General features: G+C 38.0%; 12 protein-coding genes and 1 tRNA gene. 10 read left to right on the plus strand and 3 right to left on the minus strand.

What is annotated here, in order from left to right; translation table 11 throughout:
- Window positions 1-10 precede the first annotated feature (10 nt).
- From dnaK to IGI63_RS01320, 8 genes are all read left to right on the plus strand, one after another.
- Window positions 11-1,840: a molecular chaperone DnaK gene (gene dnaK / locus IGI63_RS01285; RefSeq protein ID WP_002357825.1), complete on the plus strand. Its 1,830-nt coding sequence runs from the start codon at window positions 11-13 to the stop codon at window positions 1,838-1,840.
- Window positions 1,841-1,954: 114 nt separating this feature from the next.
- A complete protein-coding gene (locus IGI63_RS01290; RefSeq protein WP_002357824.1) occupies window positions 1,955-2,077 on the plus strand; it encodes a hypothetical protein in 123 nt (40 codons plus the stop codon).
- Window positions 2,078-2,131: 54 nt separating this feature from the next.
- Complete coding sequence (dnaJ, locus tag IGI63_RS01295; protein WP_002357822.1) at window positions 2,132-3,301, plus strand: molecular chaperone DnaJ; 1,170 nt, start codon at window positions 2,132-2,134, stop codon at window positions 3,299-3,301.
- Between the two features lie 238 nt (window positions 3,302-3,539).
- Window positions 3,540-4,274, plus strand: a complete 735-nt coding sequence (locus tag IGI63_RS01300) for a metallophosphoesterase family protein (protein WP_002369513.1) — start codon at window positions 3,540-3,542, stop codon at window positions 4,272-4,274.
- Between the two features lie 97 nt (window positions 4,275-4,371).
- Window positions 4,372-6,564: a Tex family protein gene (locus IGI63_RS01305; protein ID WP_429975172.1), complete on the plus strand. Its 2,193-nt coding sequence runs from the start codon at window positions 4,372-4,374 to the stop codon at window positions 6,562-6,564.
- Window positions 6,565-6,590: 26 nt separating this feature from the next.
- Complete coding sequence (locus IGI63_RS01310; RefSeq protein WP_002365561.1) at window positions 6,591-7,052, plus strand: SprT family protein; 462 nt, start codon at window positions 6,591-6,593, stop codon at window positions 7,050-7,052.
- A gap of 68 nt (window positions 7,053-7,120) precedes the next feature.
- Window positions 7,121-7,204: transfer RNA gene (locus IGI63_RS01315), tRNA-Leu, on the plus strand.
- 246 nt (window positions 7,205-7,450) lie between these two features.
- Window positions 7,451-8,668: a pyridoxal phosphate-dependent aminotransferase gene (locus IGI63_RS01320; RefSeq protein WP_002357817.1), complete on the plus strand. Its 1,218-nt coding sequence runs from the start codon at window positions 7,451-7,453 to the stop codon at window positions 8,666-8,668.
- Window positions 8,669-8,733: 65 nt separating this feature from the next.
- Here the strand turns inward: IGI63_RS01320 and IGI63_RS01325 are convergent, their stop codons facing one another.
- Window positions 8,734-8,910 carry a hypothetical protein gene (locus IGI63_RS01325; protein ID WP_002357816.1) on the minus strand — a complete coding sequence of 59 codons (177 nt, stop codon included), beginning with the start codon at window positions 8,908-8,910 and terminating at the stop codon, window positions 8,734-8,736.
- Window positions 8,911-9,087: 177 nt separating this feature from the next.
- Between IGI63_RS01325 and IGI63_RS01330 the strand changes: the two genes are divergently transcribed.
- Window positions 9,088-9,915, plus strand: coding sequence for a helix-turn-helix domain-containing protein (locus tag IGI63_RS01330; protein WP_002381942.1), 828 nt, complete (start codon window positions 9,088-9,090; stop codon window positions 9,913-9,915).
- Window positions 9,916-10,015: 100 nt separating this feature from the next.
- Window positions 10,016-11,164, plus strand: coding sequence for an N-acetylglucosamine-6-phosphate deacetylase (gene nagA / locus IGI63_RS01335; RefSeq protein ID WP_002357814.1), 1,149 nt, complete (start codon window positions 10,016-10,018; stop codon window positions 11,162-11,164).
- A 42-nt stretch (window positions 11,165-11,206) separates the two neighbouring features.
- Here the strand turns inward: nagA and IGI63_RS01340 are convergent, their stop codons facing one another.
- Both IGI63_RS01340 and IGI63_RS01345 read right to left on the minus strand, forming a co-directional pair.
- Window positions 11,207-11,593, minus strand: a complete 387-nt coding sequence (locus IGI63_RS01340) for a hypothetical protein (protein ID WP_002357813.1) — start codon at window positions 11,591-11,593, stop codon at window positions 11,207-11,209.
- A gap of 13 nt (window positions 11,594-11,606) precedes the next feature.
- Window positions 11,607-12,266, minus strand: a complete 660-nt coding sequence (locus IGI63_RS01345) for a DNA/RNA non-specific endonuclease (RefSeq protein WP_429975173.1) — start codon at window positions 12,264-12,266, stop codon at window positions 11,607-11,609.
- Window positions 12,267-12,276: the final 10 nt, after the last annotated feature.

Raw genomic sequence — 12,276 nt, forward strand, 5'->3', positions numbered from 1 at the left:
GATATTCACTATGAGTAAAATTATTGGTATTGACTTAGGAACAACAAACTCAGCTGTCGCAGTACTAGAAGGCGGCGAAGCGAAAATTATTGCAAACCCAGAAGGTAACCGCACAACTCCTTCGGTCGTTTCATTCAAAAACGGTGAAATTCAAGTGGGCGAAGTAGCAAAACGTCAAGCTGTTACAAATCCTAACACGATTTCATCTATTAAACGTCACATGGGTGAAGCTGGCTACAAAGTTGATGTTGAAGGAAAATCATATACACCACAAGAAGTTTCTGCAATGATCTTACAATATTTAAAAGGTTTTGCTGAAGACTATTTAGGTGAAAAAGTTGAAAAAGCAGTTATTACAGTTCCTGCATATTTCAACGATGCGCAACGTCAAGCAACAAAAGATGCTGGTAAAATTGCTGGTTTAGAAGTAGAACGGATCGTTAACGAACCAACAGCAGCAGCTTTAGCTTATGGCTTAGATAAAACAGACAAAGATGAAAAAATTCTTGTCTTTGACCTTGGTGGTGGTACATTCGACGTGTCAATCCTTGAATTAGGCGATGGCGTTTTCGATGTATTATCAACAGCCGGTGATAACAACCTAGGTGGGGATGACTTTGATAATAAGATCATTGACTACATGGTTGCAGAATTTAAAAAAGAAAATGGCATTGACTTAGCTAACGATAAAATGGCATTACAACGTTTGAAAGATGCTGCTGAAAAAGCGAAAAAAGACTTATCAGGTGTAACAAGCACACAAATCAGCTTGCCATTTATTACTGCTGGCGAAGCAGGACCATTGCACTTAGAAATGAACTTAACTCGTGCAAAATTTGATGAATTAACAAGTGATTTAGTTGAACGTACAAAAGTACCAGTACGTCAAGCCTTAAAAGATGCTGGATTAAATCCTTCTGAAATCGACGAAGTTATCCTAGTTGGTGGTTCAACACGTATTCCAGCTGTAGTTGAAGCTGTTCGCAAAGAAACAAACAAAGAACCAAACAAATCAGTTAACCCTGACGAAGTAGTAGCAATGGGTGCTGCAATCCAAGGTGGTGTAATCACTGGTGATGTTAAAGACGTTGTCTTATTAGACGTAACACCGTTGTCATTAGGGATTGAAACAATGGGTGGCGTATTTACAAAATTAATTGATCGTAACACTACGATTCCAACAAGTAAATCACAAGTATTCTCAACTGCTGCTGACAATCAACCAGCTGTTGATATTCACGTTTTACAAGGTGAACGTCCAATGGCCGCTGATAATAAAACATTAGGTCGTTTCCAATTAACAGATATTCCTGCAGCTCCTCGTGGTGTGCCACAAATTGAAGTAAGCTTTGACATTGATAAAAACGGGATTGTAAATGTTCGTGCGAAAGACTTAGGCACTCAAAAAGAACAAACAATCACGATTAAATCTTCTTCAGGTTTATCTGATGATGAAATCGAACGTATGGTGAAAGATGCTGAAGCAAACGCTGAAGCAGATAAACAACGTAAAGAAGAAGTTGACTTACGTAACGATGCAGATGCTTTATTATTCACTGTTGATAAAACATTGAAAGAATTAGAAGGCAAAGTAGACGCTGAAGAAGTGAAAAAAGCAGAAGATGCGCGTGATGAATTAAAAGCAGCCATCGAAGCAAACGATATCGAACAAATGAAAGCAAAACGTGATTCATTGAATGAAATCGTCCAAAACTTAACAGTAAAACTTTACGAACAAGCTGCGCAACAACAAGCACAAGAAAATCCTGAAGCTGCCCAAGGTGGCGCTGATGATGTTGTTGATGCTGATTTTGAAGAAGTAAATGGTGATGACAAATAATCAATAACAATTGATTTTAGGGACTGGATCATTAGTACAATGACTAATGTCCCAGTCCCTTGTCTTTTGTGAGAAAATCAACCACAATCAAGTTAGCAAGAAACTATTTAGGTTTTGAAAGAACTGTGGTATGATTACAACGATGTTAAACAAGCTGAAAATACCTATTCACAGCTAGTAACACTGATTCAAGGTGTGACAGATAATCCAACCAGAGAGACCGAAAGCAATCGATGAATTTGGCTGGTTCTAAACACATTGTAAAGTTTGAAGAAAGTTGGAGGGAAGTCAATGGCGACGAAACGAGATTATTATGAAGTGCTAGGATTAGCAAAAGGTGCTTCAGATGATGAAATTAAAAAAGCATACCGCAAACTTTCCAAAAAGTACCATCCAGATATTAACAAAGAAGCCGATGCGGAAGAAAAATTTAAAGAAGTTTCTGAAGCGTATGAAGTATTAAGTGATCCACAGAAAAAAGCGGCCTATGACCAATATGGCCATGCAGGAACTGATCCTAATTACGGTGGCGGCGCTGGTGGCTTTGGCGGTTTCGGTGGCGGCGGATTTAGCAGTAGTGGTTTTGGTGGATTCGAAGATATTTTCGATTCATTCTTTGGCGGCGGCGGTGGCCGTTCTGTTGATCCAAATGCACCAAGACAAGGCGCCGATTTACAATATACAATTCAATTGAAATTTGAAGAAGCTATTTTCGGTGTCGAAAAAGAGATTAAGTACAATCGAGAAGATACTTGTGCAACCTGTGGCGGTAATGGCGCCAAACCAGGCACACACCCAGAAACTTGTCATAAATGTCATGGCTCTGGAACAATCAATGTTGAACGTCAAACGCCATTAGGTCGTATGATGAGTCGTCAAACTTGTGATGTGTGTCATGGCACAGGGAAAGAAATTAAAGAACCATGTCCAACTTGTCATGGCACAGGTCATGAGAAAAAAGCACATACTGTCAAAGTAAATGTGCCTGCTGGAGTAGAAGACGGCCAACAAATGCGCTTAGCTAACCAAGGAGAAGCGGGTACCAATGGTGGACCATATGGTGATTTATATGTAGTCTTTCGTGTTGAAGATAGTGATATTTTCGATCGAGATGGCGCAGAAATCTACTATGATTTACCAGTAAGTTTTGTCCAAGCGGCTCTAGGGGACGAAGTAACTGTACCAACTGTTCATGGTGACGTGAAATTAAAAATTCCGGCTGGAACACAAACTGGCACAAACTTCCGCTTAAGAGGCAAAGGTGCGCCACGTTTACGTGGTGGGGGCAATGGTGATCAACACGTGAAAGTGAAATTAATAACACCAAAAAATCTTAATGAAGAACAAAAGGATGCCCTACGAGCTTTTGCAAAAGCTGGCGGACAAAATGTAACTGAACAACAAGAAGAAGGCTTCTTTGATAAAATGAAAGATGCGTTTGGCGGTAAGAAGAAAAAATAAACCAAACGAGTCAGAGACAAAAGCAGTTAGCTCCAAGTGTTCATCACTCTCGAAGGCTAAATTGCAACGAGTAATTGTAGGTGCTGCTTTTGTTCAACTGATTATTTTAAGATTTAGAGAGTGGGACATAAGTCGTTTTGACTTATGTCCTATTTTCGTTTTTTATTTCCAAACATTTTACGAGAATATTTTAAAATTTAGCGTATACTTAATATAAGCAAGTTAGGAGGGCTTATTTATGAAACCATATGTTTATGTAATCAGTGATATTCATGGACAAGCAGATTTGTTTGATGCCTTACTCACAGACTATGACCCAGTCGAGCATCAGCTAGTTTTAATTGGTGATTTAAACGACCGTGGTCCGCATTCTAAAGCCTGTTTTCTCAAAGGAAAAGAACTTGTCGAGCAACACGACGCTGTTTATTTACGAGGCAATCATGAAGAATATTTTTTGCAGTTTCTTCAAAATCCAGAGGACTGGTTTGCAGGATATGTTCGCAATGGTGGCAAGGAAACAATTGAAAGCCTCTTGCATCCAGGAGCTACTGCAGAATACTCACCAACAGAAATGGCCTTAATGATCCGTAGTCGCTATCCAGAGTTAATTGATTTTTTAACAAAACGACCACTTTATTTTGAATGGCAGCATTACTTATTTGTGCATGCTGGGGTTGATTTAACGATGGAAGATTGGCGGCAAACAGCCCCTAAGGATTTTTTGTGGATTCGTGAACCCTTTCATCAAGGGAAAAATAATACAGGCAAGACCATTGTTTTTGGTCATACCATTACTCCGATGTTACATGGTGATATGCAGACCACGGACCTTTGGCAAAGTGATGGAAAAATTGGGATAGATGGTGGTGCTATTTTTGGCGGCTCTGTACATGGTGTGATTTTTAATGAAAAAGGCATTGTCCAAGATATCGAATATCAAAAACGCACCCCTGCGTGGCAACCAGAATTTTGATTCCTTAATCGCATGAATCAGTTACCTCACTTCTATATTTAGAAGCAAAAATATGCTAAAATAGATAAGTATGCATAAGAAAAGAGGTATCTAGTTAATGGCAGAAGCTTATAACGAAGAAGTAGTAGCGCTACTTCAAAAAGAATTGACAACGTATCGTTCAAAACAAATAACAACGGTTTTAACTTTATTAAATGAAGGAAATACAGTTCCTTTTATTGCCCGTTACCGGAAAGAAATGACTGGAAGTTTAGATGAAGTCCAAATCCGTGAAATAGAAGAACGTTATCATTATTTACAAAACTTGAAAAAGCGGAAAGAAGAAGTTCTCCGTTTAATTGAAGAGCAAGGAAAACTAACAAAAGAACTCAAAACAGATATTCAAAAAGCAGTAAAAATGCAACAAGTGGAAGATTTATATCGACCATATAAACAAAAACGTCGGACCAAAGCGACTATCGCGAAAGAAAAAGGGTTGGAACCATTAGCAGATTGGTTGCTCTCTTTACCTGAAAACGCGGATATCTTAGCCAAAGCGGCTACTTTTATTAATGAAGAAAAAGAAGTTGCAACCGCCGAGATAGCCTTGCAAGGTGCTCATGAAATTTTAGCAGAACGTATTAGCGATGAACCAAAATACCGAACATGGTTACGTGATTATATGGTTAAACATGCGCAATACGTTAGCGTAGTTAAGGATGAAGAAAAAGACGAAAAGCGGACCTATGAAATGTATTACGATTTTGCAGAACCAGTTAGCAAAATGGTGCCGCACCGTATCTTAGCAACGAATCGTGGTGAAAAAGAAGACATTTTAAAGGTTTCCCTTGTCGCTGATGAAACAAAAATTAATGATTATTTCCAACGTCAACTAATCGGCAAACAAGCAACAAGTTTTGCTGCTCCATACATTGAGGCTGCTTATTTAGATAGCTATAAACGATTCATTGGACCAGCGATTGAACGGGAGATTCGCAATGAATTAACAGAAAAAGCTGATGAACAAGCGATTGCAATTTTCGGTGAAAATTTACGTAATTTATTATTACAGTCACCACTTAAAGGAAAAGTTGTTCTAGGATTTGACCCGGCTTATCGGACAGGCTGTAAATTAGCAGTTGTCGATGAAACTGGTAAAGTTTTAGCAATTCAAGTGATTTATCCACATAAACCAGCTACTGCTGCGAAACGTGAAGCCGCTGGTCCAGCCTTTAAAAAGATCATTGAAGACTATCAAGTGGACATGGTAGCTATTGGAAACGGAACGGCAAGTCGTGAATCTGAATTGTTTGTGGCAGAGCAATTAAAAGCGGTGAAACGGGACGTCTTTTACGTGATTGTTAATGAAGCAGGGGCTTCCGTTTACTCTGCGAGTGAAGTGGCTCGTAAAGAGTTTCCTGATTTACAAGTCGAAGAACGAAGTGCGGTCAGCATTGCACGTCGTTTGCAAGATCCGTTGGCAGAATTAGTAAAAATTGATCCCAAAGCAGTCGGGGTCGGTCAATATCAGCATGACGTATCACAAAAACGTCTTGCCGAGCAATTGGATTTTGTTGTAGAAACTGCGGTAAACCAAGTTGGTGTTGATGTGAATACAGCGAGTGCTCAACTTTTACAACATATTTCTGGCTTAAATAAAACAACGGCGCAAAACTTAGTCACTTATCGTGATGAAAATGGTGTCTTTACAGCACGAAATCAAGTCAAAAAAGTACCTCGTTTAGGACCAAAAGCATTTGAACAAGCAATTGGCTTTTTACGAATTCCTAATGGCAAAAATGTGTTAGATAACACTGGCATTCACCCAGAAAGTTATCCAGTAGCACAAGCAATTTTAGAAAAAGCAGAGATTGCTTCTAAAGAATTAGGGACAGCAGAAGCTATCGAAAAATTGAAACAGTTACCAGTGAATCAATTAGCTACTGAGTTAGAAGTAGGTTCAGAAACACTCACAGATATTATTGCTAGTTTAATCCAACCAGGTCGTGATATGCGCGATGAGATGTCCGCGCCACTTTTACGTAAAGACGTGTTGACGATGGAAGATTTGAAACCAGGAATGGAAATGCAAGGGACTGTTCGAAACGTAATTGACTTTGGTGCGTTTGTCGATATTGGTGTGAAGCAAGATGGCTTAGTCCACATTTCTAAGTTAAGTACTAAATTTGTTAAGCACCCAACGGATGTTGTTGCGGTGGGTGATGTAGTCACAGTTTGGGTAGAAGATGTTGACTTGAAAAAGGGGCGAATTAGTTTAACCATGTTGCCTCGGGCTGATAGAAAAGAGTAACAATGAAAGAGTCTCAACCAGTCTTGATGACAGATCAAGCGCTTCAAACGCTAGTGGAAAAAATTTCAATCGTATTTTTTCAGAAACCTTTTCTGCATCAAGCTACATTTAATCGGCGGTTAAAAACTACGGGCGGTCGCTATCATTTAGCTTCGCATCACCTGGATTTTAATCCAACTGTCTTTTTAAAGTATGGACAAGAGGAACTGGAAAAAGTCATTAAGCATGAGTTATGTCACTATCATTTACATTTAGCTGGCAAAGGCTATCAGCATAAAGATAAGGACTTTAAAGAGTTATTGGCTAAGACTGGCGGTGCCCGTTATGCACCGCCTCTAGTAGAACGGAAAAAAGCAGTTTTCCATCAGTACCAATGTCAGTCTTGTGGAGAAGTCATCCTCAGAAAACGACGAATTGATACGACACGATATGTCTGCGGAAAATGTCATGGGCGTTTGTCCTGGCAAGCGAAAAAAGAACAAATCTAACAATTCTGGTCTTTGTTATCTTGACAAAGACCAGTAATTATTTTAGGATAAATAAGTGCTCTTAAAATGCAGATGTGTTGGAATTGGCAGACAAGCATGATTGAGGGTCATGTGGACAGATGTCCGTGTGGGTTCGAGTCCCATCATCTGCATCAACTAGTATAACAAGAGGTCGGGACAGAAGTGTTTAACTCCGAGAAATAAGAAGGAGTTGCTTCTGTTCCCGCCGTTTATCAGTTTTTGAGCGTGGAGCAAAAATCCAAAGTGATTTTTGTCCCACGCTCTTGTTTATTACGGAAAAACCATCAATTTTTTATTAAATTCTGATATTTATTATTGCTTTTTCATTATAGTTGGCGTAACTTTAGAGTATAAATTTGTGAAGCGAGGGAGTCCGTGTGAGAAATTTTAAAAAATCTGATAAATTAAATAACGTAAGTTACGATGTCCGTGGTCCTGTTTTAGAAGAAGCAGAACGCATGCAAGAAGAGGGCATACGTATTTTGAAATTAAATACAGGTAATCCAGCGCCATTTGGTTTTGATGCCCCAAATGAAATTGTGCGCGACATGATTGTAAATGTTCGCGATTCAGAAGGTTATTCCGATTCAAAAGGTATTTTTTCTGCAAGAAAAGCGATTGAACAATATTGCCAATTAAAAAAATTTCCTAATGTAACGATTAATGATATTTACACTGGTAATGGCGTGAGTGAACTAATTACCATGTGTATGCAAGGCTTGTTAAATAACGGCGATGAAGTACTTGTGCCAATGCCAGACTATCCTTTATGGACTGCATCTGTTTCTTTGGCGGGCGGTACGCCCGTTCATTATATTTGTGATGAGCAAGCAGAATGGTATCCAGACATTGATGATATAAAATCAAAAATAACTTCGAATACAAAAGCAATCGTTATTATAAATCCAAATAATCCGACTGGTGCTTTATATCCGAAAGAGTTATTACTAGAAATTGTCGAAGTGGCACGTCAAAATGATTTAATTATTTACTCCGATGAAATTTATGATCGTTTGGTCATGGACGGTTTGGTTCATGTACCGATTGCTACATTAGCGCCTGATTTATTTGTCGTAACATTGAATGGTTTGTCAAAATCACATCGAGTGGCAGGCTTCCGATGCGGTTGGATGGTGTTAAGTGGAGATAAATCACGAGTAAAAGGGTATATCGAAGGGCTAAATATGCTTGCTTCCATGCGGTTATGCTCGAATGTGTTGTCACAACAAATCATTCAAACCGCATTAGGCGGCTATCAAAGTGTCGATGATTTACTTTTACCAGGTGGCAGAATTTACGAACAACGAGAATTTATTTACAATGCGATAAATGATATTCCTGGTTTATCAGCCGTGAAGCCTAAAGCAGCTTTCTATATTTTCCCGAAAATTGATACGGCCAAATTTGACATTTATGATGATGAAAAATTTGTTTTAGATTTCTTACACAAACATCATATTTTATTAGTCCATGGTGGTGGGTTCAACTGGCAACAACCAGATCACTTCCGTATTGTTTATTTACCGAAGATGGAAGACTTAAAAACTACAGCAGATAAAATGCGTGAATTTTTAAGTACCTACAAACAAAAATAAAAGAACTACCAAAAAATAGCCTCTAACGAAGCTATTTTTTGGTAGTTCTTGTTTTATCAACAATACTATTCTGCGGTTTCACATGCTTTTTTACTAATAATCATTCGGTTGGTATATTTTTCTTCCATATCAGGACTAGGATTTGCTACTACGATGAGATAAGAATTTTCATACTCCTTCTCCACAAAGCCTGAATAATTTGTTTTTTCCCAAATGAAGTGAACCTTTTTCTCTTCGGCCATACAATAACACTCCTTTTTAATAAAAATGAACCTATTTATTTTCTAAGAAAACCTTAGATAATGTTCTTGCAGTATATTATGCAATAAAGTACAATAAAAGCATAATGCGAATTCGCATATTTTGACAAAATCCCCATTTTGCAAGGAAAATGGCCGATATAAATAGGAGCTATTGTGATGAATTCTTTAGGTGCAGTTATTAAAGAAATTAGAAAAAATAGAAAATTGACACAGAAAATGTTATCAGAAGACATCTGTTCGCAAAGTGTTTTAAGTCGCATTGAAAACAATGAAGAGTTGCCAAACGTTCTCGTGATGCAACAACTTTGTGATCGTTTAGGTGTGACTGTTGACCAGATTATGCGTTATAAATCTGGTGATGTGCACGTTGTTACGTATTCATTTGAAAAAATGGCTGAATATTTTCGCCATAAAAAATATCAATTATTATTAAATTATTTAAAGGAAAATCGTATTGAAGAACAATTGTATTTAGATACGGACTGGCAAAAATATTATTATTATTTAGGTAGTTGTGAATTGTTTGTTCTAAATGATTATGAAAAAGCTATTGCTAGCTTGCGTAAAGGGTTATCTTTCACCTATAAAGCCGATAAGTTAAATGTTTCTGATTTAGAGATTCAATTAATTAGTTGTCTAGGTGCCACTTATGGTTACATGGGCAATCGAGTAGAAGCAGAACGATTTTTAAGTTTGAGTATTCATTATTTTAATCAATTGCCAAATGAACGCAGTAATGCAGAGTTAACGAAAATATTTTTTAATTATGCTGATTTCTTATTTAAAAATTATACAGAAAAAGATGCCGAAATTTATGTGGATCAAGGAATTACTTGGGCCCGCAAAAAAAATAGTTATTATTATTTAAGTGAATTATTAAATCTAAAATATTTAGTTTTAATGAGAAAGAATAAACATGAAGAAGCAGAACGTTATCTGAACTTAGCACAACAAATGAAAAATGTGGAAAGTGGCAATCTTTAAAAAATACTCAGAATTGCTTAAAAGGTCTACACCATTTCTTGACTTTTGTACTGATTAAGAGTACTTTTGAAGTAAGTAAAATAAAGAAAGAAGGATGAAGATGAAAACATTTATCTTTGCAGACAAGTTCTTTTTAAAAAGCGATGTTAAAGGACCTGGTTATTTAGAAATCACGGATGGTATCTTTGGTAATTATACAAAAGATGAACCGCAAGGGGACGTAAAAATTATTCGTGAGGAAGGCAAATGGATTGCCCCAGGTTTAGTGGATACTCATATTCATGGTTACATGAATCATGACGTAATGGATAACGATGCAGAAGGCATTAAAGTGATGTCTGAAGGCTTATTATCTTGTGGTGTAACTTCATTTTTACCAACAACGTTAACTTCAAGTAAAGAACGTTTAACAGACGTTGCACGTACGATTGGTCAAGTCTACCAAGAAGTACCTGGTGCAAAAATTCAAGGGATTTACTTTGAAGGACCTTTCTTTACTGAAGAACATAAAGGCGCACAAAATCCAAGTTATTTTGGAGATCCAGACCTTGATACATTCCACGAATGGCAAGAAGCTTCAGGCGGAATTATTAAGAAAATTGCGTTGGCACCAGAACGTAATGGTGTGAAAGAATTTGTTGAAACCGTTACAGATGAAGGTGTCGTTGTTGCTTTAGGCCATAGTAATGCGACCTTAGAAGAAGCTGATGTGGCAGTTGAAGCAGGCGCTAGCGTTTTTGTTCATGCATATAATGGGATGCGTGGCTTAAATCACCGTGAACCAGGGATGGTTGGTGCATTGTTAACGTTACAACACGTTTTCTCTGAATTAATTTGTGATGGACACCATGTACATCCGCAAGCGGCTGAAGTATTGATGGAAAAAGCGGGCCATGATCACGTTGCGTTAATTACAGACTGCATGATGGCTGGCGGTATGCCAGATGGTAACTACAATTTAGGTGAATTTCCTGTTGTGGTAGCAGAAGGAACGGCTCGTTTGGATACTGGGAACTTAGCAGGAAGTATTTTAAAACTAAAAGAAGCAATTAAAAATGTAGTTGATTGGGGTATTGCAACACCTGCACAAGCAATTATGATGGCTTCATTAGTTCCTGCGATCAGCTGTAAAATTGATGATCAATGTGGCATGATTGCAAATGGTCGTGATGCTGACTTTATCGTATTAGAACCAACAATGGAATTAGCAGCTACTTATTTAGATGGCGTTGAACGTTATCGAGCATAAGACACAAGAAAAAGCTTGCGGAAATTTATCCGCAAGCTTTTTTTATAATTCTTTTGGTAAAATCGCAGAAGTGATTTCTTTGTTCTCGTAGGCAATAAAAAAATCGATTAATTGCTTGTCAAATTGCTCAATATCCTCTTTGTAAAGGGAGCTAGGAATCACAAAGGTTTGCTCTAGAGTGCCTGCTAGATAATCGCCATCTAAACTTTGGGCGACAACTAAAAATTCTTGTTCGCGCCAATGTTCCACATCTGTTTCAGAAATGGTTTCTGGAGAGGCTAAAAATTTACAATTTTCGACAAACTGTTCATCAATTTCTTCACTGAAGGTTAATTCAGCATCCTCTTCTTGAGGTTGAGAGAGGATTGCTTGCAAAAATGTTTGTGGTTTTGCATCGGGTAATGTTTCTTTTAGCTGTTCAAAATCCAATGAAAGTTCCTCCTTATTGTTTGTTTAAAATAGTTACTGAAAAATCAATGGGTGAATTTGTTTTAAGGCTTTTGGCTTCTAAGATGATTTTTTCAGCCAACAAATCGTTTCCGTTATATACAGGTGTCACGCGATAGCGAACGGTTTCGCCGTGATCAAGAGCTGCCCGAATCTGATTTTCATATTTCGTCATATAAGGAGTGTTGACAGGATTCTGATACAAGGTGGTTAAGTTACGTGGATCATCACCACTGCCTCCCATTTGACGGCCGATTAGGTGGCCACGCGAATGATTAGCTTTTCCTGAAATGAAACCAGCTGGTCGAATATCTTTATTAGCGGAAGTTCCTGTATTGATCATTGCGGGTTTTAATAGCGCATCAGCGCCTGTCGCTCGTTTTAGACGATCTAGTGAATGATAAGTAATCCAGCCGTTTGAGCTATCCTTTAATTCCTCTGCTGAAAATGTGGCTTTACCATTTTCAATGGGTCCAGGATTATCTCCTTTTGGTGCTGGTGTGCTTGAGGGGGTGGTTGTTTGTGGTTGGACATTAAATAAATCTTGTAAAGCATCAGGAACTTTAACGCCAACCGCGCCTAAAATTAAAATGATTAATGCGCCAATCAGCATGATGGTTGAATTAAATGGTGGTTTCTTCTTTCTGTTTGCCATAACGTGCTCC

Source organism: Enterococcus sp. DIV0086, from assembly GCF_050498705.1.
GTDB classification, from domain to species: Bacteria; Bacillota; Bacilli; order Lactobacillales; family Enterococcaceae; genus Enterococcus; species Enterococcus faecalis.